This window comes from Kitasatospora sp. NPDC127035, assembly GCF_042726075.1.
Classification (GTDB): Bacteria; Actinomycetota; Actinomycetes; order Streptomycetales; family Streptomycetaceae; genus Kitasatospora.
Genome location: NZ_JBHXDN010000027.1, coordinates 22258 through 45482, shown reverse-complemented (window position 1 = coordinate 45482; position 23225 = coordinate 22258). Strand labels below are relative to the sequence as shown.

The 23225-nt window shown below is 75.4% G+C and carries 17 protein-coding genes; 13 read left to right on the top strand and 4 right to left on the bottom strand.

Features of this window, described 5'->3' with window-relative positions; genetic code table 11:
- Positions 1 to 465 precede the first annotated feature (465 nt).
- From ACFWIC_RS19935 to ACFWIC_RS19895, 9 genes are all read left to right on the top strand, one after another.
- Entirely contained in the window at positions 466 to 2499 is a 2034-nt protein-coding gene (locus ACFWIC_RS19935) for a hypothetical protein (RefSeq protein ID WP_380519596.1), read from the top strand.
- A complete protein-coding gene (locus tag ACFWIC_RS19930) occupies positions 2496 to 3653 on the top strand; it encodes a glycosyltransferase (protein ID WP_380519595.1) in 1158 nt (385 codons plus the stop codon). Before ACFWIC_RS19935 ends, ACFWIC_RS19930 begins: the two co-directional genes overlap by 4 nt.
- A gap of 72 nt (positions 3654 to 3725) precedes the next feature.
- The gene (locus ACFWIC_RS19925; protein WP_380361657.1) at positions 3726 to 4802 is read left to right on the top strand and encodes a GNAT family N-acetyltransferase; all 1077 of its coding nucleotides are present in this window, start codon (positions 3726 to 3728) and stop codon (positions 4800 to 4802) included.
- Positions 4802 to 6496 (top strand): hypothetical protein, encoded by a 1695-nt coding sequence (locus ACFWIC_RS19920; protein ID WP_380519594.1) that lies wholly within the window; start codon positions 4802 to 4804, stop codon positions 6494 to 6496. The genes ACFWIC_RS19925 and ACFWIC_RS19920 overlap by 1 nt, the downstream gene beginning before the upstream one ends.
- Positions 6486 to 7679: a DegT/DnrJ/EryC1/StrS family aminotransferase gene (locus tag ACFWIC_RS19915; RefSeq protein WP_380519593.1), complete on the top strand. Its 1194-nt coding sequence runs from the start codon at positions 6486 to 6488 to the stop codon at positions 7677 to 7679. Before ACFWIC_RS19920 ends, ACFWIC_RS19915 begins: the two co-directional genes overlap by 11 nt.
- A gap of 127 nt (positions 7680 to 7806) precedes the next feature.
- On the top strand, positions 7807 to 8280 hold the full coding sequence (gene mscL / locus ACFWIC_RS19910; RefSeq protein ID WP_380519592.1) for a large conductance mechanosensitive channel protein MscL: 474 nt from the start codon (positions 7807 to 7809) through the stop codon (positions 8278 to 8280).
- A 492-nt stretch (positions 8281 to 8772) separates the two neighbouring features.
- A complete protein-coding gene (locus ACFWIC_RS19905) occupies positions 8773 to 9606 on the top strand; it encodes a DUF6643 family protein (RefSeq protein ID WP_380519591.1) in 834 nt (277 codons plus the stop codon).
- 387 nt (positions 9607 to 9993) lie between these two features.
- A complete protein-coding gene (locus tag ACFWIC_RS19900; protein WP_380519590.1) occupies positions 9994 to 10872 on the top strand; it encodes an MOSC domain-containing protein in 879 nt (292 codons plus the stop codon).
- Positions 10873 to 11205: 333 nt separating this feature from the next.
- Positions 11206 to 13611, top strand: a complete 2406-nt coding sequence (locus ACFWIC_RS19895) for a right-handed parallel beta-helix repeat-containing protein (protein ID WP_329949295.1) — start codon at positions 11206 to 11208, stop codon at positions 13609 to 13611.
- 343 nt (positions 13612 to 13954) lie between these two features.
- Here ACFWIC_RS19895 and ACFWIC_RS19890 read toward each other — a convergent pair whose 3' ends face one another.
- Together ACFWIC_RS19890 and ACFWIC_RS19885 are read right to left on the bottom strand one after the other, a co-directional pair.
- The gene (locus ACFWIC_RS19890) at positions 13955 to 15121 is read right to left on the bottom strand and encodes a PLP-dependent cysteine synthase family protein (RefSeq protein WP_355405869.1); all 1167 of its coding nucleotides are present in this window, start codon (positions 15119 to 15121) and stop codon (positions 13955 to 13957) included.
- Between the two features lie 239 nt (positions 15122 to 15360).
- Positions 15361 to 16539 (bottom strand): ROK family protein, encoded by a 1179-nt coding sequence (locus tag ACFWIC_RS19885; RefSeq protein ID WP_329885285.1) that lies wholly within the window; start codon positions 16537 to 16539, stop codon positions 15361 to 15363.
- Between the two features lie 116 nt (positions 16540 to 16655).
- Here ACFWIC_RS19885 and ACFWIC_RS19880 point away from each other — a divergent pair, with 116 nt between their 5' ends.
- Both ACFWIC_RS19880 and ACFWIC_RS19875 read left to right on the top strand, forming a co-directional pair.
- The gene (locus tag ACFWIC_RS19880) at positions 16656 to 17975 is read left to right on the top strand and encodes an MFS transporter (RefSeq protein ID WP_380519589.1); all 1320 of its coding nucleotides are present in this window, start codon (positions 16656 to 16658) and stop codon (positions 17973 to 17975) included.
- A gap of 160 nt (positions 17976 to 18135) precedes the next feature.
- Entirely contained in the window at positions 18136 to 18723 is a 588-nt protein-coding gene (locus ACFWIC_RS19875) for a HutD family protein (RefSeq protein ID WP_380519588.1), read from the top strand.
- A 91-nt stretch (positions 18724 to 18814) separates the two neighbouring features.
- Here ACFWIC_RS19875 and ACFWIC_RS19870 read toward each other — a convergent pair whose 3' ends face one another.
- A complete protein-coding gene (locus ACFWIC_RS19870) occupies positions 18815 to 19798 on the bottom strand; it encodes an esterase/lipase family protein (protein WP_380519587.1) in 984 nt (327 codons plus the stop codon).
- A 114-nt stretch (positions 19799 to 19912) separates the two neighbouring features.
- Between ACFWIC_RS19870 and ACFWIC_RS19865 the strand changes: the two genes are divergently transcribed.
- Positions 19913 to 21349, top strand: coding sequence for a PucR family transcriptional regulator (locus ACFWIC_RS19865; protein ID WP_380519586.1), 1437 nt, complete (start codon positions 19913 to 19915; stop codon positions 21347 to 21349).
- A gap of 37 nt (positions 21350 to 21386) precedes the next feature.
- Here the strand turns inward: ACFWIC_RS19865 and ACFWIC_RS19860 are convergent, their stop codons facing one another.
- A complete protein-coding gene (locus ACFWIC_RS19860) occupies positions 21387 to 22145 on the bottom strand; it encodes a DapH/DapD/GlmU-related protein (RefSeq protein ID WP_329885268.1) in 759 nt (252 codons plus the stop codon).
- A 217-nt stretch (positions 22146 to 22362) separates the two neighbouring features.
- On the opposite strand from ACFWIC_RS19860, the gene ACFWIC_RS19855 reads away from it, so the two are divergent.
- Positions 22363 to 23139 carry a maleylpyruvate isomerase family mycothiol-dependent enzyme gene (locus ACFWIC_RS19855; RefSeq protein WP_329949299.1) on the top strand — a complete coding sequence of 259 codons (777 nt, stop codon included), beginning with the start codon at positions 22363 to 22365 and terminating at the stop codon, positions 23137 to 23139.
- The last annotated feature ends 86 nt before the right edge of the window (positions 23140 to 23225 follow it).

The window sequence follows — 23225 nt, the reverse complement described above, 5'->3', positions numbered from 1 at the left end:
CGGCCCGGGGGCCGGGCCGCCCGGACCGCTCCGACCGCCCTGCGGGTGACGGACGGCTCGCCCGGAGGCTCGGGACGGGCGGACCGGCCGAGTACGGTCTGTCCGGATCCGGGCGGTCGCGGCCCGTTGTACAAGGTCTCCCGGACCAGTATCGCCAAAGCGGTTGCGCCGCACGTCGCGGCTCGGGAAGCATCGCCGGGGGGACCGGCGGGGACGGCGGTCAGTGGGTGTCGGTACACCGCCGGGCCGGGCCGCGTCTGCGGGGAGCGCGTCGTCGGGACGCCGTCCGCGAGTCGTCAGGGGGGCGGGTTGCGACATCGTCCGAGGGATTCCACCGTGCCGGGAGCCGTCCGTTCCGGCGGCCCGGGCAGTGCCGGCAGTACCCCCACCCTCCGTACTCCCCTGCGGGAGCCGGACGGGCGCTGAACAGCACCACCGCACCATGAACGCGAGGGGATCCAACCGGTGGAACCGGCAAACCACTTCACCGTCCTGCGGCGGTACTGGCGGCTGCTCGCCGGTTGCACGCTCGCCGCACTCGTCGTCGGCTGGCTCCTGGCCCCCGCCGGCGACGCGGTGGACAACGCCAGATGGAAGTGCAAGGTCGCCATCACGCCGGTCGCGGGGGCCGGCGACACCGTGCGGGCCGACCAGGTGCTCTCCTACGCCCAGGGGGCCGACGTCGCCACGGCCACCGCCAGACAGCTCGGCATCACGGACGCCGCCGCGGTGATCGCCCGCCGGACGGTCACCGCGGACAGCGCCCAGATGCTGACCATCGCCACCACCGGGCCGACCCGGCAGTCCTGCTCCGACCTGGCCACCGCCTACTCGGCCGCGATCATCAAGGGCTACAGCGACGAGTCGGCCCGCAGCTCCTCCGAGACCATCAAGAAGCTCCAGGCGCAGGCGGACGAGCAGCAGCGGCAGCTGAACGAGATCCAGCAGCAGTACACCCGGTCCTCGGCCGCCGACCAGCCCAAGCTCCAGCCCAAGCTGACCGCCGCCAACACCTCGCTGACCACCACCCTCACCTCGATCAGCAAACTGCAGAACGCCGCCCAGACCGACGCCATCCAGCAGTGGGGCAGCATCGACGCCCGGCAGGGGGCGAGCAACGTGCTCTCCTCCCCCAGCCGGGGCGTGCGGCTCGGCCTCGCGGTGGCGCTCGGGCTCGCGCTCGGCGTGGTCGCCGCACTGATGCTCAGCCGGATGGACACCAGGCTCCGCACCCGCAACGCCGTCGAGGAGGCGTTCAACCTGCCGGTGATCGGCGAGGTGCCGCAACTCTCCCGCCGCCTGCGGAGGCTGCGCGAACCGCTGGTCCGCGCCCGGCCCTCCGACCCGGCCGCCGAGGCCTACCGCTCCCTGCGCTCCACCCTGCTGCTCACCGGCCCCGACTCCCTCGCCCGCCCGACGGGCGGCGACGACCGGGATCCTGCGGAGACCGTCTCGCGGCGGCTCGCCGAGCCCGCGCCGGTGGTGCTGGTCACCTCCGGCAGCAGCCTCGACGGCCGGACCATCACGACCGCCAACCTGGCCGCCGCCCTCGCCGAGACCGGCCGCGGAGTCCTGGTCCTGGACTGCGACTTCCGCAACCCCCAGCTGCACGCCCACCTCGGGGTCGGCGACGGACCGGGCATGGCCCAGCTGCTCAGCGGCGAACGGCTGGGCGAACTGGACGACCTGATCCGGCCGACCAACGTCGAAGGGGTCTCGCTGATCACCGGCGGGAACACCACGGCGTACCCGGCCGCGCTGGTGCTGCGCGCCGCCGAGGTGCTGCGCCGGGCCCGCCGGCACGCGGACGTCATCCTCGTCGACACCTCCCCGCTGCTGCACGCCAACGACGCGTACGACCTGGTGCAGCACGCGGACGCGGTGCTGGTCACCGTGCGGAGCGGCAACGTCACACCCGAACAGGCCGACCGGGTGGCCGAGTTGCTCTCCCGAACCGGTGTCCCCGTGGCCGGGGTGGCGCTGCTCGGCACGTCCGGCCGGCCGTCCGGACGGCGGCGGCGCGGCACCGGGGGCGGTGCCGGCGTGCCGGCCGGACGGGGCGGGCAGCCGACCGCGGTGCCGCGGGCGGCCGGGCCGGTGGCCGAGCGGCACGGCGCGCGGCCCGGTGAACGGTCGGGAGAGCGCGGGGGCGGACGCGGGGACGGGCGGGCCGCACCGAGCTGGGCCCGACGCGCGCCCGGCCCGGGCGGCGGACCCGGACCGGAGCACGAGTCGACGCCCGACTCCCCGCACGGCCCCGGCAACGCGCCGGGTCACGGGCCAGGCCACACGCCGGGTCACGCGCCGGAGCGCGGCCCGGGGACCGGCGCCCGCGGCACGGACGGCCCCGACGGCAACGGTCACACCGGCCGCCCCGGCCTCGGCCGCGGCGTCAACGGGCGCGGCCCACGGAGCGGCGCCCCGGGAAGCGACCACGGCGGCGGCCGCGGCGGCGACCACGGCGAGCCGGCCCTGCTGCGCGAGGCGGAGGAGCGGTGAACGCGCCGGCGCACGGCCCGACGGACGAGCCCACCCGGGTGCTCTGGCTGGCCAAGGGCCTCGGACGCGGCGGCGCCGAACAACTGCTGCTCAACTGCGCCCGCCACGCCGACCGTTCGCGCTACCGGATCGAGGTCGCCTACGTCCTGCCGTGGAAGGACGCGCTCGCCCCGGCGCTCACCGAGGCCGGCGTCCCGGTGCACTGCCTCGGCGGCGTCCCGGGCACGCCCGGCCGGGCCGACCCGCGCTGGCCGCTGCGGCTGCGCCGGCTGATCGCCGACCGCCGATACGGCCTGGTCCACACCCACATGCCCGTCCCGGCCGCCGCCGCCCGGCTGCTCTCCCCCACGGTCGCGCCGGCGCCACGCCTGGTGCACACCGAGCACAACGTCTGGGACCGCTACCGCACGGCCACCCGCTGGGCCAATGCCCTCACCTACCGGCGCAACGACGCGGTGATCGCCGTCTCGCACGCCGTCGAGCGGACCATCCCGGCGGACCGGCGCCGCCCCGGCGACTGGGTGACCGTGGTGCACCACGGACCGGACCTCGCCGGTGCCCCCGAGGGGCCGGCCGCCCGCGCCGCCGCCCGCGCCGGACTCGGGCTCCCGGACGACGCGTTCGTGGTCGGCACGGTCGGCAACCTGACCCCGAAGAAGGACCAGGCCGCCCTGCTCGCCGCGCACGCCGCGCTGCGCCGCCGCCGCCCGGACGCCCGGCTGGTGCTGATCGGCGCCGGGCCGCTGGAGGCCCGGCTCCGCGCCCTCGCCGCCGAACTCGGCCTGACGGACGCCGTCCTCTTCACCGGATCGCGCGCCGACGTGCCCGAACTGCTCCCCGCCTTCGACGCGTTCACCCTGAGTTCGCGCCAGGAGGGTTTGCCGGTCGCCCTGATGGAGGCCATGACGAGCGGTCTGCCGGCCGTGGTCACCCGGGTCGGCGGCATGCCCGAGGTGCTGGACGACGGCGACCAGGGGTTCCTCGTGCCGCCCGGCGACCCCTCCGCCCTGGCCGACGCCCTCGCCCGGCTCGCCGACGACCCCGAGCTGCGCACCCGGCTCGGCGCGGCCGCGCGCGAACGGTCGAAGCGGTTCGACGTGGCCGGCGCGCAGCGGGCCGTGGAGGCGGTGTACGCGCGGGTCCTGCTGCGCTGACCTCCCCCGTCCCCCGCCGGAGTACCGAATCTGCCCGTGCCCCCGACCACCGATGGGAGAGCGAGTCCGGACGTGAGCGCCCTGCCCGCCCGCGCCGAGCCGGCCTTCCGCCCGCTCGCCGAGTCCGACCTCCCCGCCGTGCTCGACCTGCTGACCGCGTCCCTCGCGGGCGGTCCGACCGGCACCCGCACCGCGGAGTTCTTCACCTGGAAGCACCGGCGCAACCCGTTCGGCGCGAGCCCCGGGCTGCTCGCCGAGACCGCCGACGGGCGGATCGTCGGCGTCCGGCTCTTCCTGCGCTGGCAGTGGCACCGGGGGGACGGCCGCACTGTGGCCGCGGTCCGCCCGGTGGACACCGCCACCCACCCGGACTTCCAGGGCCGGGGCATCTTCCGCCGGCTCACCACGGACCTGCTCGACCAGGTCGCCGACGAGACCGAGCTGGTCTTCAACACACCCAACGGCAACAGCCTCCCCGGCTACCGCACGATGGGCTGGCAGGAGCTGGGCCGGGTGCCGATCGCGGTTCGGGCCGTCCGGCCGGCCGCCTTCGCCCGCGGCGCACGCGCTGCGCTGGTCCGCCGCCCGGCCGGTCGGGCGGCGGACCGACCCGTCGGCCCGACCTGCCGACTGCCCACCGCGGCCGACTGGTTCGCCGACCCCGCGGGCGGCGGGGCGGCGGGTCCCGTGGCCGAACTGCTCCGCGAACGGGCCGCCGCCGACGCCGCCGACCACCGCCTGGCCGTCCGACGCACCCCGGAGTTCCTGCGCTGGCGCTACGGCGAGGCCCCCGGCCTGGACTACCGGGTCCTCACCTGCCACCGCGGCGCCGAGCTCACCGGGCTGGCCTTCGGCCGCCCCCGACGGCGCGGACCGCTGGCCGAGTTCACCCTCTCCGACGTGGTGGTCCGCCCCGGTGACCGGGACAGCGCCGCCCGGCTGCTGCGCGCCGCCGCCCGCGAGTCCGGCTGCGACCACGTCGCCACCCACCTCTCCCCCGGCACCGAAGCCGCCGGCGCCGCACTGCGGGCCGGCTACCTGCACGCCCCCCGGACCGGTATGACCCTGGCCGCCCGCACCCCGACCGGACCCACCCCGCTCACGCTGGCGGACTGGCGGTTCGGTCTCGGTGACCTGGAGGTGTTCTGATGCCCGGTCCGCCGGGGGCGTCAGGGACGTCCGCGCCGCCCAGGGCCTCCCCGCACGGCGCCGCCCGACCACCCGCCCGGGGCGGCCGGCCCCGGCCCGGGCTCCCGCGAGCGGCCCTGACCCGCGTCCCCTGGCCGTCCGCCCTCGCGGCAGCCCTGGTCACCGGCTACGTCACGGTCTTCGTCCTGGCCTCGGCGCACACCTCGTACGACACCTGGGGCGCGCTGCTGGTCCTGCCGGCGCTGATGGCCGTCGGCACGCCGCTCCTGGCCCGGGTCGCCTCCGCCAATCCCGAACGGAACATCTTCCGGCTGCTGCTCCTGGCCATGACCGCCAAGCTGCTCTGCGCCTTCCCCCGCTATCTGATGGCCTTCGTGCTGTACGGCGGCGCCGCCGACGCCAAGATGTACCACCAGGAGGGCATCGAGCTCGCCGCCTACCTCGACCAGGCCGACCTGCTCACCGGCGTCCACTACGACCTGGGCATGAAGGTGGCCGGCACCGGCTTCATCATCATCGTCACCGGCGTGGTCTACGCGATCACCGGGCCGTCGCTGATCGGCGGCTTCCTGGTCTTCTCCTGGATCGGGTTCTGGGGCCTGCTGCTGTTCTGGCGGGCCCTGCAGATCGCCTTCCCCGAGGCGGACACCCGCAGGTACGCGAAGCTCGTGTTCTTCCTGCCCTCCCTGCTGTTCTGGCCGTCGAGCATCGGCAAGGACGCCTGGATGATGTTCTGCCTGGGCCTCACCACGTACGGCACCGCGCGCCTGCTGGACCGCCGGTTCGGCGCCCTCGCCTGCATCGTGCTCGGCTCGCTGGGCACCGCGATGGTCCGCCCACACGTCACGGCCCTCGCCGGAGCCGGGCTGATGGTCGCGTACGTGCTGCGCCGGCGACCGCGCCAGGTGACCGCGCTGGGGCCGTTGCGGACCATCCTGACCGCCGTGGTGCTGGGCGCGATGGCGGTCCTGATGCTGCAGCAGGTCTCCACCTTCTTCGGTACCGACGGCACCGGCGGCGACGCCGTCAACCAGGTGCTCTCGGAGACGTCCCGGCGCACCAGCCAGGGCAACTCGATGATCAACGCGAGCGCGCCCGAGGACGCCTCGCCCGAGTTCGGTCTCAACCCCGCGGGGCTGCCGGTCGCCGTGGTCAGCGTGCTGTTCCGGCCCTTCCCGTTCGAGGCGTCCAACATCCAGAACCTGGTCCAGTCGGTCGAGTGCTTCGCCCTGCTGGTCATGTTCGTCCGGGCCTGGCCGCGGCTGAGCCGGATCCCGCGGCTGTTCGTGCAGCGCTCGTACGTGGCGTTCGCCGTCGTGTACACGCTGCTGTTCTGCTGGGCCTTCTCGACCATCAACAACATGGGCATCCTGTCCCGGGAGCGCGTCCAGGTGCTGCCGATGGCGCTGGCCCTGCTGGTCGTCCCGGCCGCCGCGCCGACGCGCGGGGCCGTGAGGAAGCGCCGGCCGCCACCGGTGTGGCGGGTCGCGCCGGGCCAGTGGGGCACCCGGCGGACGTCCGCTCCGCCGACGCCGCCGCCCGCCCCACTCACCGGACCGGCCTCGCTCACCGGACCGGCCGGACCGCACGAACCGCACCCACCGTTCGAACCGTTCGAGCGGTCCGGACGGCAGCAGTCGCCGTCGCCGGGCAGTCACCGTCCCAGGGGGGATCACCCGCACCATGACCACTGACACCCTTGCCCTGCCCGCCGCCCTCGGCGGCACCCCCGCCTTCCCGGCCGGGCTGCCGCTCACCCGGGTCCAGGTCCCCGACCGCGCCGCGCTGCTGGAACGGCTCGGCACCGTGCTGGACAGCGGGCAGCTCACCAACGGCCGGACCGTCGCCGAACTGGAGGAGACCGCCGCCGGATTGCTGGAGGTCCCGCACGTGGTGGCGGTCTCCAACTGCACCGCCGGCCTGATGCTGGTGCTGCAGGCCGCCGGGGTCGACGGCGGCCGACCCGTGGTCATGCCGGGCTTCACCTTCTCCGCCACCGCGCACGCCGCCCACTGGGCCGGCGGCACCCCGGTGTTCGCCGAGGCCCGCGAGTCGGACATCACCCTCGACCCGGAGGACGCCGCCGCCCGGCTGGCCGCCGCCGACCGCCCGGCCGCGCTGATGGCGACCCACGTCTACGGCACTCCCTGCCAGGTCGAACGGCTCCAGGAGGTCGCCGACGCCGCCGGGGTCCCGCTGGTGTACGACTCGGCGCACGGCTTCGGCAGCCGCCGCAAGGGCGTGCCGATCGGCAACTTCGGCTACGCCGAGGTGTTCTCGATGAGCCCGACCAAGGTCGCGGTGGCCGGCGAGGGCGGCCTGGTCGCCACCCACGACGCCGGCCTCGCCCGGCGGCTGCGCACCGCCCGCGACTACGGCAACCCGGGCGACTACGACACCCTGTTCCCCGGCCTCAACGCCCGGATGAGCGAGCTGCACGCCGCCGTCGGCCTCAACTGGCTGGCCGGACTGCCCGATCGGGTGGCCCACCGGGGCACACTGGTGGGCGAGTTCGCCGCCGTGACGGCCGGCCTGCCCGGGCTGCGGCTGGCCCTGCCGGAGGACGGCGACATCTCCACCTTCAAGGACCTCACGCTCATCCTGGACTCCGCCGAGTTCGGCCTCACCGCCCGCCGGCTCGCCGACGTGCTGCGGGCCGAGGGCATCGACTCGCGCCGCTACTTCCACCCGCCGGTCCAGCGCCAGCGCGCCTACGCCCACCTCGGCCAGGCCGACGCGCTGCCGCTCACCGACCGGCTCGCCGACTCGGTGCTGACCGTACCGCTGTGGTCCCAGATGGACGCGCCCACCGTCCGCCGGGTCGCCGAGGCCGTGGCCCGGATCCAGCCGTACGCGGAGCGCCTGCGCGCAGCCTGACCCGGCCGCGGCCGGTTACGCACATCGGGTGAACGCGGCTGGACCGCGGGGCCACCCGGTCGGCAGGATGTCCGGCCGGGGCCCGCGGTCCCATCTCACCCTCTCCCGTACGGATTTGGAGTACCCGGTGCTCAAGGGATTCCGCAGCTTCCTGCTGCGCGGAAACGTCGTCGACCTCGCGGTCGGCATCGTGATCGGCGCGGCCTTCACGGCCGTGGTCACCGGGTTCGTCACGGCGTTCCTCACCCCGTTGATCGGGGTCGCGACCGGCGCCGTCGGCGACTTCACCCAGAAGACCTTCGACGTGGCCGGCACCCGGTTCCCGTACGGCGTCTTCGTCAACGCGGCGATCGGCTTCGTACTGGTCGCGGCGGTGATCTACTTCGTCGTGGTGGTGCCGGTCGGCCGCCTGCAGGCGCGGCTCGACGGGGACAAGGCGGCGCCGGCACCCAAGGCGGACTGCCCCGAGTGCCTGAGCAGGATCCCGGTGGCGGCGGTGCGCTGTTCCTTCTGCACCTCCGAGGTGGCCGGCCGGCCGGGCTTCCCCGCCCAGGCGGTCCACCAGTCCGCGCACCAGCCCGCCCCCCAGGCGGCGCCGTAGCCGGTCCCGGAGACCGGTCCCGTGGGCTGGTCCCGGAGCCGGCGCAACCTCGCTGACCAGCACCGACCCCGGCATCGGGGCCGGTGTCCGGGGCCGGTGGCGGATTCGGCCACGGGGCCGGTGACGGGTCGGCCCCGGGAGGCCTCGCCGGGCTCCCGGGAGGGCTCACCGGGACTTTATCCCCGAAACATTCACGAGCCCCCGTCGCGCCGTCGGCGGGGGCTCGAAAGCGCCGGCGCACAACCTGCCCGCAGAACTTTCTTCGACCGGTCCCGACCCGGCTACCGGCCGGTCACCGCACGGCCCTTCGGCGACACCGTCCGGCCACCGTTCGACCCCGCACGCTTTCCCGGGAGTGGCCGAAACCGGCCGCCAGAATGTCCGTTCTTCACACTTTCGAAACTTTTGTTCGGGCGAAGCTTGTGTAAACACTCGAACTGCTCGGCCTCCCGCTCTCCTCAGCAGGCTCATTGTGGGCTTACCGTATGCCCCATGACCTCGCCCCGCTCCTACGACGGAGTCGGCTACCCCCCTCCGTCCTTCTCCTCCGGCACGCCCATCTACGACAGCCTCGTCGCAGAGCGCGGTGTCCCGCAGATCGCGCCCATCAACGTGCCGGCCGCCCTGCCGCCGGCCCTCTCGTCCGGTTACGGATCCGGCCTCACCGCCCCTTCCTACGAGAACCGGTACGGCACCGGGTACGACAGCCCCGGCAGCAACCTCCCCGCGCTGCCGCCGGCCCGCCTCGCCCTGGGCCCCGGCCCGAGCAGCGCACCCGCCAGCGGCCCCGCGACCACGTACATCCCGGCGCAGTCGGCGCCCGCGTACGCCGCCGCGCCCCAGCCGCCCGTCCCCGGTTACGGCGGCCCCCAGCCGTACCTGCCCGGCCAGCGGCCGCAGGCTCCCGCACCCGGCTTCTCCCAGGCGACCACCGGTGGGTACCAGCCGTCCGGCGGCCAGAGCTTCGGCGGCCAGAACACCTTCGTCGGCGGCCACGGCCAGCAGACCTTCGGTGCGCAGCCGGCCGGCGGCCCCGGCGGCCCGCAGCACCAGGCCGGCCAGCCGCAGGGCGGGGCGCCGTCCTTCGGCGGCCCGCAGGGCTTCGGCGGCGGACCGACTCCGGGCGGCCAGGGCTACACCGGCCAGGGCTTCAACGGGTCCGGTTTCAACGGCAACGGCGACCAGTCCTTCGGCGGCGCGCAGCTCCGCCCGGCCGTCACCCCGGTCGCACCGGTCCGTCCGATGCAGCCGCAGCGCCCGGCCCCCTACGGGGAGCCCGCCCAGTTCCAGCAGGGCGGCTACCAGCAGCAGGGGCAGGGCTACTGAACCCATCCGGAGCCGCTGAGCTCACCCGGGCCGGACCCCACCCGGCCCGCACCCGCACCACCTGAGCACCACCCGGCGTGGCCAAGGCGTCGGGCGTACGGAGAAACGGGTCATCCACGGACCGCCCGGAACGCCGCCCCACCGGCGTACCGGGCGGTCCGTGCGCGTTCGCGGACCCGCGCGCCCGGGAGTCCGCGCGCCGGATCCCCCGCCGATCGGGTGCAGACCGGGCGCGGGCCGGACCGGGCCGGACCGGGCGTCGGCGAGACGCCGGGCAGAGGTCGCCCGGCGGCGCGGGGCCGCCCGGCCGAGGAGCCGCTCGGAGTGCCGCGGGCGAGCCCCCGACGGGGCCGCCGCCGCCCCGGGCCGTGCTGGCAGGATGGGGGAATGCAGCTCACCGGACTCCACGTCTACCCCGTCAAGTCGATGTACCGACTGAGCCCGGACAGCGCCCGGGTCGAACCGTGGGGCCTGTCCGGCGACCGGCGCTGGATGCTCACCGACGCCACCGGCCGGTTCGTCAGCCAGCGCGAGGACGCCGCTCTCGGCCAGGTCCGCACCGGGCTCCTCGCCGACGGCACGCTCGTCCTGACCGTCGCCGGCGGCAGCCGCGCCGAGATCCCCGCCCCCGCCGTCGCGGACGGGGACCCGCTCGCCGACGTGGAGGTCTGGGGCACCCGGTTCCGCGCCGCCGAGGCCGCCAAGGAGGCCCAGCTGTGGATCGCCGAGCACGTGGGCGACTACCGGCTGGTGCACCTGGACGACCCCCGGGTCCGGCCGGTCGACCCGACGTTCTCCGCGCCCGGCGACACCGTCTCGATGGCCGACGGCTTCCCGCTGCTGCTCACCACCACCACCTCGCTGGCCGAGCTCAACGCGCTGATCGCCGCCGAGCACCCGGAGGGCCACGAGGAACTGCCGATGGAGCGGTTCCGCCCCAACGTGATCGTCTCCGGCGGCGAGCCGTGGGCCGAGGACGGCTGGCGCCGGATCCGGATCGGCGCGCTGACCTTCCGGGTGGTCAAGCCGTGCGGGCGGTGCGTGATCACCACCACCGACCAGGAGAGCGGCGACCGGCGCGGCCCCGAGCCGCTGCGCACCCTGGCCCGGCACCACCGGCTGCTGAAGAAGGCCGCGTTCGGGCAGAACCTGATCCCCGAGCGACCGGCCGGCGTGGCGGGCGACGTACTCGGTACGCTCCGGCTCGGCGACGAGGTCGAGGTGCTGGAGGACGGCGCGCACTGGCCGGCCGACCAGCGGGTCTGACCCCCGCGCCCCCTCCGCCGCGGGCGTCGGCGCCGACTCCCCTTCGCGGCGCACGGCACCCGCGCCGCCCGCCCGGCCGGGCGGGCCGACACCCGTACCCGCGTCCCGGAACCGCAAGTGTGCGCGCTCGTTGAAGCATGTGGTGAACCCGCGACGGTCCCCGGGCCGTGCGGCGGCGGGCGGGCGGGAGCATCCGCCCGGGCGCGCTACGGTGGGCGGACGGCCGCACACCCGCGTGCACCGCTCCCGTCTGCGTCGCACGAAGGTGAGTCGCATCCGCGCGCGTCCGGTCCGTAGATCGCCGGCTCGATGAAGGTGGGACGACAGACCGTCATGGCTGAGCACAGGGTCCGGGTCACTCAGGACAGCGCATCCCGCTGGCGGCGCCGCGCCGGCGAGTACGACACGCTCGCGGAGGCCCTGGCCGCCGCCGAGCCGGGCGACACCGTGACCGTGCGACCGGGCACGTTCCGGGAGAACGTGGTGCTGGACAAGCCGGTCACGATCGTCCCCGCCCAGGGCGCCGGCACCGTCCGGATCGACCCGCCGGGCGGGGTGCCGCTGACCGTCACCGCTGCGGCGACCGTCCGCGACCTGGTGATCGAGGGCAGCGACAGCTCCGTCCCGGCGGTGCTGGTGACCGGGCCGGCAGCCACGCCCTCGTTCACCGGCTGCCGGGTGGAGACCCGGTCGGCGGCCGGGGTGGAGGTCACCGGGGGCGCCCGACCGACCCTGAAGAGCTGCGTGGTGGCCAACCCGGCCGGGCTCGGCCTCCGGCTGCGCGGCGAGGGGACCGCGGCCGCCTTCGAGGACTGCGAGGTGTCCGCCGCGGGCCAGGCCGGGCTGGCCGTGCTCGGCGGCGCCACCGCCGCCCTGGAGCGGTGCCGGGTGCACCACGCCTCCGGCGCCGGCGTCCTGCTCTCCGACCCGGGCAGCGCGGCCGAGCTGACCGGCTGCGAGATCTACGAGATCCGGGGCAGCGGCGTCCAGGCCGAGGCGCAGGCGGGCGGGCGGCTGGTCGACTGCGACATCCACCGGGTCACCGGCAACGGGCTCACCCTGGACGGCGAGGCCGAGCTGGTGCTGACCGGCTGCCGGGTGCACACCCTGCCCGAGAACGGCGCCGACCTGCGCGGCCGGGCCCGGCTGAGCCTCGTGCACTCCACCGTGCGCGACTTCGGGCGCGGGGCGCTCTCGGTCTGGGACCAGGGCACCGAGGCGACCGCCGAGTCGTGCAAGATCCACGGTTCGACCGGCGAGTACCCGGCCCTCTGGGTGAGCGACGGTGCCCGGCTCACGCTCACCGACTGCGCGCTGCACGACCTGCCGGACGCGCTCTTCGTGCTGGACCGCGACTCCGCCGCCGTCGCCGAGGGCTGCTCCTTCAGCCGGATCCGCAGCTCGGCGGTCTCGGTCAGCGGCGGTGCGACGGTCAACCTCACCGGCTGCCGGGTCCAGGAGGCGGGCACCGGGCTCTGGTTCCGCGACCACGGCAGCGGGGGTCTGATGACCGGCTGCGAGATCTCCGACGTGGCGACCGGCGTGATCGTCACCAAGGGCGCCGACCCGGTGCTGCGCGACTGCACCGTCCGGGCCGGCTCGGACGCCGGCGTCTACGTCTCGGCCCAGGGCCGGGGCACCTTCGAGGACTGCCGGGTGTCGCACGGCAAGGGGTTCGGCTTCCACATCATCGACGGCTGCCGCACCGTGCTGACCAGGTGCCGGGCCGAGCAGAACGAACGCGCCGGCTTCGAGTTCTCCGAACCGGGACCGGTGGTGGACGGCTGCACCTCGGACGACGTGGTCGCGGCGCCCACGACGGCCCTCGACGTACCGGCCCCGCGGAGCGCCCAACTGACGGCCGCCGCAGTACCGTTGGCGTCCGCCCTGCCGGCCTCCTCGGCGATCGGCCCGATCCCCGACTGCCGCCCCGCCGACGAGGCGCTCGCCGAACTCGACGGCCTGGTGGGCCTGGCGACGGTCAAGCAGGAGGTGCGGACGCTGATCGACCTGATCTCGGTCGGCCGGAGACGGCAGCAGGCCGGGCTGAAGGCGCCGTCGCTCCGCCGCCACCTCGCCTTCACCGGAGCCCCCGGCACCGGCAAGACCACGGTGGCCCGGCTCTACGGCGAGATCCTGGCCTCGCTCGGCGTGCTGCAGCGCGGTCACCTGGTCGAGGTGGCCCGGGTCGACCTGGTCGGCGAACACATCGGCTCCACCGCGATCCGCACCGCCGCCGCCTTCGACCGGGCCCGCGGCGGAGTCCTCTTCATCGACGAGGCCTACGCGCTGGCCCCCGAGGACGGCGCCCGCGACTTCGGCCGGGAGGCGATCGACACCCTGGTGAAGCTGATGGAGGACCACCGGGACGAAGTGGTGGTCATCGTGGCCGGCTACACGAGCGAGATGGAACGCTTCCTCTCCGCCAACCCCGGCGTCTCGTCCCGCTTCTCACGGACCGTCAGCTTCCCCGACTACTCGGCGGACGAGCTGCTCCAGATCGCCCGCGCCCAGTGCGCCGAGCACGAGTACGCCCTCACGGAGGACACCGCGAGCGCCCTCCTCGACCACTTCGCGGCCATCGAACGCGGCCCCAACTTCGGCAACGGCCGCACCGCCCGTCAGGTCTTCGAGACCATGGTCGAGCGCCACGCCATGCGCGTCGCGCAGCTCGCCGACCCGTCGACGGAGGAACTCCAGCTTCTCGTCCCCGACGACCTGCCCACGGCCGGGCGGTGACGGACGGGCGGTGACGGACGGGCGGTGACGGACGGGCGGTGACGGACGGGCGGTCAGGACGGTCCGGACCACTTCGGTGAAGGTCTCCGGGTCCCGGGCGCCGGCGACCTCCGTGACCGGGCCGGCCAGGGCCGCGACGGCCTCCCTGCGCGGGGCCGGCTGACCGTCACCGCCTCCCAGCCCTCGGCCTCGACGAGGGCGCGTGCGGTCCGGATGGTCAGCCGGTGCCGCTCGGCACGTTCGCGCTGACCGGCGCGCTGTTCCTCACCGAGCGCCGGCGCACCGCCTGATCACCGGCGCACCGTCTGATCCAGGGCGCGCGGCCCGGCCCGGGGCGCGGCCCTCAGCCCGTCCAGGCGCCGCCGGCCAGGAACGACTCCAACGCGGCCCGGTGCGGGGCGATGTCGATGCGCTCGCCGGCAAGCCACTCGTCCGCGTAGTACTTGTCGAGGTAGCGGTCGCCCGGGTCGCAGATCAGGGTGACCACGCTGCCGCGCTCCCCCGCCGCCCGCATCTCGGCGACGATCCTCAGCGCGCTCCACAGCCCGGTCCCGGTGGACGCGCCCGCCTTCCGGCCGAGCACGCCGTCCAGCACCCGCACGGCGGCGATCGAGGCGGCGTCCGGGACCTTCATCATCCGGTCGATCGCCCCGGGCACGAAGCTCGGCTCCATCCGGGGGCGCCCTATCCCCTCGATCCGCGAGCCGCTTCCGCAGACCGCGTCCGGATCGTGTCGGACCCAGCCGTCGAAGAAGCAGGAGTTCTCCGGGTCGGCCACGCAGATCCTGGTGTCGAACTGCATGTAGTGGACGTACCGGGCGATGGTCGCCGACGTGCCGCCGGTACCGGCGGTGGCGACGATCCAGGCCGGTTCGGGGTGCGGTTCCAGCCGCAGCTGGGCGAAGATCGACTCGGCGATGTTGTTGTTGCCGCGCCAGTCGGTGGCCCGCTCGGCGTAGGTGAACTGGTCCATGTAGTGGCCGCCGGTCTCCTCGGCGAGCCGCGCGGAGGCCTCGTAGACCTCGTCCGAGCGGTCGACCAGGTGACACTCCCCGCCGTGGAACTCGATCAGGTCGATCTTGGCCTGGCTGGTGGACTTGGCCATCACCGCGACGAAGGGCACCCCGACGAGCTGCGCGAAGTACGCCTCGGAGACGGCGGTGGAACCGCTGGAGGCCTCGATCACCGGCTTGCCGGGGCGGATCCACCCGTTGCAGAGCCCGTAGAGGAAGAGCGAGCGGGCCAGCCGGTGCTTGAGCGAGCCGGTGGGGTGGGTGGACTCGTCCTTGAGGTAGAGGTCGATCCCCCACTCGGCGGGGAGCGGGAAGCGGAGGAGGTGGGTGTCGGCGGAGCGGTTGGCGTCCGCCTGGACCTTGCGCACCGCCTCCTTGAGCCACGACCGGTACTCCGCGTCGGAACGGTCGACGTCGACGGTCGGCTCGACGACCGGCCCGACGACCGGCTCCGCCTTCGGTGCGCGATCCGGTTCGACGATCGGCTGGGTACCCATGGCCACTCTCCTCGTGCGGGTGGATCGAGTCCTTCGAAGTCCCCCTCGAATGCTCACTACGAGTGTACGAGAGTCACGATAAGTGACCGTATGTGAAGCCCCAGCTTCCGCTTATCGCCCCGGGCGCCCCACCCGCCCCACGCCGAACGGGCCCGGCCCGTTCGGCCCGGCCGACCCGGCCTGTCCCGCCCTCCCGTTCCGACCCGTCCGGACCACCCGGCCCTGCCCGTTCAGCCCGTTCAGCCCGGGACCACCGACTGCGGGTCCGCCAGGTACGGCAGCCACCCCAGCTCGGCCGCCCCCGCCAGCGCGCTGTGCGCGAGCTCGGCGCCGACGATCGGCACCCGCCCGCTGCGCCCCCAGAGGCTGCGCTCGGCGACGACCGCGCGCAGCCGCTCGGGCGCGGCCTCCAGGAGGTCGCGGTGGAGCCCGCTGAGCACCACCCGGTCGGGGTTGAGGATGTTGGCGACGCCGGCCAGCCCGAGACCGAGCCGGTCGATGACGTGCTCGACGGCCGCCCGCGCGCGCTCGTCGTCGGCGGCGCGCCGGCAGAGTTCGCGCGCCTGGTCGAGCGGCGGGCGGTCGCGGTCGGGGGTGAGCCCGGCGGCGGCGAAGAGCGCGTCCGGGTCGGTCTCCGAGTTGAGGCAGCCCCGGTTGCCGCACTGGCAGGGGCGCCCCTGCGGGTCGACGGTGAGGTGGCCGACCTCCAAGGCGAGGCCGGCGCTGCCGGTGTGCAGCCGGCCGTCGATGACCAGTGCGCCACCGACGCCCCGGTGGCCGGAGGTGACCAGCAGCAGGTGCCGGGCCCCCCGCCCGGCGCCGTGCCGGTACTCGGCGAGGGCGGCGAGGTTCGCGTCGTTGGCGATCGCGGTGGGCAGCGGATCGAGCGCGCGCGGGCCGTGGTCGGCACGGCCCACCTCGACGTCGTACAGGTCGGCGACCGGGGTGCCGCTGGGCCAGGCGAAGTGCAGGGCGGCGAGCGCGGTGCCGTCCGGTTCGGTGACCGGATTGGGCAGCGCGAGCGCGGCACCGAGGCAGCGCCGGTCGGTCTCGCGGGCGAGTTCGGCGCCCGCCTGGGCGACCGCGCGCAGCAGCCGGACCGGGTCGGTGGCGGCGGGCAGCGGGAGGTGGACCGGCGGGTCGAGCAGCCCGCCGAGTCCGGCCAGCGTGACGCTCAGCCCGTCCGCGTGGATCTGTCCGGCGACCACCACCGGGCCCGCGGGATCGATGGCGAGCCGGTGCGAGGGGCGCCCCCGTCCTCCGCCGGCCGGGCGGGAGTCGACCGTGATCAGGCCGAGCGACTCCAGTTCGGCGGTGACGGCTCCGGCCGTGGCCCGGGTGACGTCCAGCGCGCGGGTGAGCGCCGAGCGGGTCGGGGTCTGACCGGTGTGGATGAGCGAGAGCGCCGGGCCGAGCAGCGTCCGTCCACGGTCGGGGGCCGCGCGGCGGTGGGCGTCGCGCTGCGCGTCGGAGTCGGCCCCGGAGCCGGGCTTGGGACTTGAAGGTGTGAGCTGCACGCGCCTATTGTTACTTTGTGCCGCTCCGAAACAAAATCCGTCCCCCCGCCCCCGCCGACCGGCCGTCCGTCCAGTCTCGCAGCAAAGCGTCCGAACCCCACAGCTCCGGCCACGACCCCGCCGCCGCCGACCCCTCCGCCCGCGCCCTCTGGAGCACCGCCCGGATCGCGCTCACCGCCTTCTTCGCGGTCGACGGGTTCCTCTTCGCCGCCTGGGTCGTCCGCATTCCGGACGTCCGCAGCCAGGTCAACGCCTCCCACAGCGCCCTCGGACTCGCCCTGCTCTGCGTGTCCGCCGGGGCCGTCGCCACCATGCCGATCGTCGGGCGGCTCTGCCTGCGCTACGGCTCGCGCCCGGTCACCGTCGCCTCGCTCGCCCTGCTCGCCCTGGCCGTCCCGCTGCCCGCCCACACCCACTCGGTGGCCACGCTCGGCGGCGTCCTGCTGCTCTTCGGTGCCGGCTACGGCGGTGCCAACGTGGCCATGAACAGCGCCGCCGTCGAGATCGTCGCCGAACTCCGCCGCCCCGTCATGCCCAGCTTCCACGCCGGGTACAGCCTCGGCGGCCTGCTCGGCGCGGGCGCCGGCGGCCTGCTCGCCGGTTCGATCACCGCCGGCTGGTCGCTCGCGCTCGGTGGTCTGCTGGGCCTGGTCGTCACCGCGGTCGCGGGTGTCGCGCTGCTCCGCAGCCCGGCCGCACGCACGGCGCCGCCCGTCGCCGCAGCTCCCCTCACCGTTCCCACCGGCACCGGCACCGGCACCGGCACCGGGAGCGGGGCCGGGAACGACGGCAACCCGACGCACGCCCGGCTGCTCATCCTCCTGCTCGGCCTCACCGCGCTCTGCACCGCGTACGGCGAGGGCGCCGTCGCCGACTGGACCACCCTCCACCTCACCGACGACGTCCACGCGAGCGCCGGACTGGCCGCAGCCGGCTACGCGGCCTACGCACTCGCCATGACGACCGGCCGGGTCGGCGGCACCTGGCTCTCCGTCCGGCTCGGCCAGACCCGGCTGATGTTCCTCGGCGGGCTCACGGCGGCGGCCGGGATGCTGCTGGCCGCACTCGCCCCGGCGGCGCCGCTCGCCCTAGCCGGCTTCGTCCTGGTCGGGCTCGGCCTGGCCAACATATTCCCGCTCGCCATCGCCCGGGCCGGCGCCGAGGGCGGCCCGAAGGGGGTGGCGTTCGCGTCCACCCTCGGCTACGGCGGCATGCTCGTCGGCCCGCCCGTCATCGGGTTCCTGGCCGACGCGACCAGCCTCCCGGTCGCCCTGACCAGCGTCGCGGTCGCCGCCACCGTCGCGGCCGTCCTCCCCCTCACCGCCCGCCGCCGCTGACCCGCCCGCCCCGTCACCCCCGCCCGCACGCCCCCGCCCGCACCCGGCCCGGCCCGGAGCCGACGACGGCGTGGACACCGCGGCCGACGGCGCCCGGGCCCGCCTCCCGGCGGACCGCCCCCGGGGTCCCGCCCCTCCCCCACCGTGCGAGGATCGCGCCATGACGAGCAGCAACGGACCGGTCCAGCTCCTGCACGCCACCGAGCGCCCCGCCACGGCGTGGCGGAACGGCGGCGGGGTGACCAGGGAGGTCGCCGGGCACCCCGCAGGCTCCGGGCTGGACGAGTTCGGGTGGCGGGTCAGCCTCGCCGACGTCGCGTCGGCCGGTCCGTTCTCCGCCTTCCCGGGCATCGACCGGGTGATCACCCTCGTCGAGGGCGAGGGCATGGCCCTGACCGTCGACGGCGCCGAGCACGTCGTCGACGCCCCGTTCCGTCCGTTCGCCTTCTCCGGCGACGCGGCCACCGACTGCCGGCTGCTCGGCGGCCCGCTGGTCGACTTCAACGTGATGACCCGGCGCGGCCGGGTCACCGCCGACCTGCTGCTCGCGGACGCGCCCCGCACGGTGGACGTCCCGGCCGGCGCCACCGTCCTGCTGGTCTGCCTGTCCGGCACCGCGACCGCCGGCTCCACCCTCCTCACCCGCTACGACGCCGCGCTCCTCGGACCCGCCGGTCCGTACGACCTGCGACCCGAGGGCGTGACCGCCGTGGTCACCTTCCGCACCGCCGGGCCGTCCGCCGCCTAGCCCGGACACACCGCTGCGCAGGAAGTCGGCCGGTCCGACGTCCTGCGCAGCGTCGGTGGCCACCGCGCCGGCCACCGCTCCTCCGTGGGCCTCAGCCGCAGATCACCGGTGTGGCGCGCCCCGGATCGAGGGCGTTGGTCACCAGGTGCAGCGCCGTCGGCGAGAAGGCGATCGCCACGTGCTCGGCCGGGGAGACCGGGCAACGGTCCTGCAGAACCACGTTGTTCACGTTCGGCCCGGTCAGGAACTGGGTCCGGTACGGCGTGACGACCTCGTCGTACACGGTCGCGATCACGGTGTAGCGGACACCCGGCACGGTGTCCGGCTTCGAGGCCATGGTCCGGTTGAAGTCCGAGCCCACCACCTGGTCCCGGCAGGCGGCGCAGACGGTGTAGATCAGCTCGGCGACCCGGGGGAGGTACGGGGCCAGGTTGGCGATCCCGGAGAGCGTCGTCCCGTGGTTGGAGGGCGCCAGCCCGATCACCTTGTCGACCTTCGCCGCGCCCCCGAGGAACTTCAGGTAGTAGTTCGGCAGCATGCCGCCCTGCGAGTGGCCCACGACGTCGACCTTCGCCGCGCCGGTGGCACCGCGCACCAGGTCGACGAAGCGGCCGAGCTGGGCCGCCGACTCCGCGACCGGGCCGAGTCCGCCGATCGGCAGCAGCAGCCCGCTGCCGGACGAGGTGACGCCGGGGATCAACCCGTAGTCGAGGGCGAAGACGCAGTACCCCTTGCTCTTCAGCAGGGGCGAGAGTGCGAGCCAGTTCTCGTACCGGTTCGCGAAGGTGCCGTGCACCAGGACGACCGGGTTCGGGTGCGCCGCGCCCGGCCGGCAGTTCCAGTCGTTGGCACCGGGCGGCGAGGCCACCGGGTCGCCGTCCGGCGGGAGTTCACCGGCCGGGGCGAGGTCGGCGGAGGCGACGGCGGCGGGCGCGGTGGGGGTCGCGTCCGCCGCCCGAGCCGCCCCGGCCGTCCCGCCGGCGAGCAGCACGCCCGCCAGCAGGGCCGAGCCGAGTGGACCGAGGATCCTGCGGTGTACCGGTCTTGCGGCGAAGCGGAGAAGTGGGGTTCTCAACTGTTGCCTCCACGGCGGAAGTTTGTTACCAACAGGTAACCCGAGTGGCTCCATCATGCGGTCGCCCCTCCGACCTGGCCCTTGGGTGTCCCCCAGACCTGGACGGTGATCCCTGTGACCGGTCACAATTCACCCGCCCGCACCACCGATTGGCGGATCCCCGCGATCGGCGGCGTCCCCGCCGACCAGCGCCTGCTCGGCGCCGTTCCGGAGTTGGTCGAGACCGTCGTCGCCGCGCTGCTCGACCGGGTGCCGGCCTACCGCCGGCTGCCCCGCGAGCAGGTCACCGGCGAACTGGTCCAGGTCACCGAGCGCCGGATCCGCGCGCTCGCCCAGGCCGTCCGGACCGGACTTCCCGCCCCCGCAACGGAGTTCGCCGCCGTCCGGGAGGCCGCGGCGCGGCGGGCCGAGGAGGGGGTACCGCTCGACGCCGTCCTGCTCGCCCACCACCTCGGCCTGGAGGTCTGCTGGGAACTGGTCGCCCGGCACGCCCGCGACGGCGACGCGGCCGACCTGCTGGTCCTCAACCGGCTGCTGCTCGACCAGCTCCGCCAGGCCACCGCCGCGGCCGGGGCGGGCTACCTGGACGAGCGGCGCACCGGCCCCGACGAACGGCAGACCGCCCGGCACGCCCTGCTCACCGCACTGCTGGACGGCGCGCCCGCCGTGGAGGCCGCGAGACGCGCCGGCCTCCGCCTCCCGTCCGCGTACGCCGTGCTCTGCCTGGCCGTCGCCGACCATCCGGACGAGCGGTCTCCCGACGTCGACCGGGCCGTGGCCGGCCACCGCAAACTGCGCCGGCTGCGCACCGAACTCGACCACGCCACCCGGCAGTCGGCGCTGTCGGCGCTCTCGGTCACCGGCGGGGTGGTCCTGGTCCCGTTGGAGCAAGCGCCGAACGCCGTACCGGAGGCCGTCTGGCAGCGGCTCGCCGACACGGTGGACCGCACCGCACGCGCGGCGGGCGTCACCGTCCGGGCCGGCGGGTCGGCCGCCGGGCCTGACGGGGTGCCTGCGGCGGCGGCACTCGCCGACGAGGTGCTCCAGGTGGCCCGGACCGTCGGCCGACCGCCCGGGCTGCACCGGCTGGACGACCTCCTGCTGGAGTACCAGCTCTGCCGGCCCAGCCACGCCCGCGGCCGACTCGCCGCGCTGCTCGCACCGCTGGAGGACGGCGGGGAACTGCTCGCCACCCTGCGCGTCCACCTGTCCGGCGGCCTGAACCGCCGTCACACCGCACAGGTGCTCCATCTGCACCCGAACACCGTCGACTACCGGCTGCGCAGGATCGCCGTCCTCACCGGCCTGGACCCGGCCCGGCCCGCCCACCTGCCGCGCATCACCGCCGCCATCGCCGCCCGCGACGCGGAACGCGACACCGGCCACCGCGCCGTTCCGACCGGCCCACCGGGCCGCGGCGACCTCCCGAGCGTCCCGGACCCGAAGGACCCCAAGGACCACCAGGGCCGCCAGGGCCGCCAGGCCCCTCCGGGCCTCCTTCGTCGCTCGGATCACTCAGGCCGCTCGGAGCCTGCCCAGGAACCGACCTGACACGGCTCCCGGCCGCCGCCTTCCCCCACCCCCGGTCTCAGCCCTCCGACTCACCGGGCAGCCGCAGGTCCCACCCCGCCAGCGCCCGCAGCTGCGCGGCGGTCACGTCGTCGGGCAGCGGTCGGGGAGGCTCGCTGCGGAACGGCGGTTCCCACCCCTCCGCCTCCGTCCAGCGGCGGACGACCTTCGCCGGGGCACCCGCCACCACCGTGTGGTCCGGCACCTCACCCCGCACCACCGAGCCGGCCGCGACGACGACGTTGCGGCCCAACCGGGCACCGGGGAGGATCACCGCGCCGGTGCCGATCCAGCTGCCCGAACCGATCTCGACCGGCTCGTTGCGCGGCCACTGCTTGCCGATCGGCAGGTCGGTGGACCGGTACTCGTGCGCCTGGTCGGATATGTAGACGCCCGGACCGGTCCAGACGTCGTCGCCGAGCACGATCGACTCGTGGCCGACGATGTGGCTGTCCCGGCCGATCACGCAGCCGCCGCCGATCCGGACGATCGGCTCGGGTCCGAGGTCGAGCCCCGGCAGGAAGCCGGCACTGATCGTGACCCGCTCACCGATGATCGAGAACGGGCCGATGGTGATCCACTGCTCGTTGAACACGGCCCCGAGCGGGAACGTCAGCTTGGTCCCGGCGCCCAGCTCGCCGAACCGGTACGGCCCGGGGCTCTCGGTGGACACCGCGCCGGCCCGCTGGACCCACTGCCAGCCCCGGTGGACGGCGCGGCCCGCGGCTCGCCGGCCGACGGCCCGGGCCGCGGTGTACAGGGAACGCGTGATCGGCATGCGCTCACGTTACCGGTCCGTACGACGCCCCCGGCGTCGAGGCGGCCAAGGTCACACGGCCACCGCAGGACGGCCGCGAGGGTGCACCCGTGCGGCCCGGTCGCGGTCCCCCGGCACCCACCGGCACCCACCGGAAGCCGCCGACGGACCGCCCAATCCGGCCGACCGTCCCGGCGGCCGTGTCCGAAAGCCGCCAGTACTGCGAGACTCCCCGACCATGGAGATCACCGAACACCTCGAAGCGCTGCACCGCGAGGGCACCCTGCTCGCGGACGCCGCCGCCGGCACCGACCTCTCCGCGCCCGTCCCCACCTGTCCGGACTGGCGGCTGCGCGATCTGCTGCTGCACACCGGCCAGGTGCACCGCTGGGCGACGGCGACCGTCCGCGACGGGCACCGGAGCCGGATGGACGCCGACGGCGAACGCGCCGCCTGGGGCCCGGAGCCGGACGACGCCGAGCTGGTCGACTGGTTCCGGGCCGGCCACTCCGCCCTGGTGACGACGCTCGCCGCCGCCCCGGCCGACCTGGACTGCTGGACCGTCCTGCCGACGACCGGCCCGCTGGCCTTCTGGGCCCGCCGCCAGGCGCACGAGACCGCCGTGCACCGCTTCGACGCGGACGCCGCGGCCGGGACCGAGGGCCCGGCGGTCGGCCCGGCCCTCGCGCGGGACGGGATCGACGAGCTGCTGCGCGGGTTCATGACGCTCAGCCGCGGTCGGGTGCGGAGCGACCGGCCCAGGACGGTACTGGTCCGTGCGACCGACGGCGACGGGGGCGAAGGGCCGGGCTCCTGGCTGCTGACCGTCAGCCGGGAACCGCTGACCGTCGAACTCGCCGACGACGCCCCGGCCGCCGACCTGACGCTCACCGGCCCGGCCCGTGACCTCTACCTGCTGCTCTGGAACCGGCTGCCCGCCGATGCCGGGCGCGTGGCCCGTTCCGGGGACCGGTCGCTGCTCGACCTCTGGCGCGAGACCGCCGTCATCGGCTGAGGCCGGCGGGGGCCCGGGGCGGGGGCCCGGGCCGGCCCCCCCCCCCCCCCCCCCCCCCCCCCCCCCCCCCCCCCCCCCCCCCCCCC

Excerpts from the sequence above, each read along its gene's own strand:
- ACFWIC_RS19875 (WP_380519588.1), top strand. The coding sequence starts at position 18,136 with ATGACGAGCAGCAACGGACCGGTCCAGCTCCTGCACGCCACCGAGCGC.
- ACFWIC_RS19860 (WP_329885268.1), bottom strand. The coding sequence starts at position 22,145 with ATGCCGATCACGCGTTCCCTGTACACCGCGGCCCGGGCCGTCGGCCGG.
- ACFWIC_RS19915 (WP_380519593.1), top strand. The coding sequence starts at position 6,486 with ATGACCACTGACACCCTTGCCCTGCCCGCCGCCCTCGGCGGCACCCCC.
- ACFWIC_RS19900 (WP_380519590.1), top strand. The coding sequence starts at position 9,994 with ATGCAGCTCACCGGACTCCACGTCTACCCCGTCAAGTCGATGTACCGA.
- ACFWIC_RS19855 (WP_329949299.1), top strand. The coding sequence starts at position 22,363 with ATGGAGATCACCGAACACCTCGAAGCGCTGCACCGCGAGGGCACCCTG.
- ACFWIC_RS19890 (WP_355405869.1), bottom strand. The coding sequence starts at position 15,121 with ATGGGTACCCAGCCGATCGTCGAACCGGATCGCGCACCGAAGGCGGAG.
- ACFWIC_RS19895 (WP_329949295.1), top strand. The coding sequence starts at position 11,206 with ATGGCTGAGCACAGGGTCCGGGTCACTCAGGACAGCGCATCCCGCTGG.
- ACFWIC_RS19920 (WP_380519594.1), top strand. The coding sequence starts at position 4,802 with ATGCCCGGTCCGCCGGGGGCGTCAGGGACGTCCGCGCCGCCCAGGGCC.
- ACFWIC_RS19905 (WP_380519591.1), top strand. The coding sequence starts at position 8,773 with ATGACCTCGCCCCGCTCCTACGACGGAGTCGGCTACCCCCCTCCGTCC.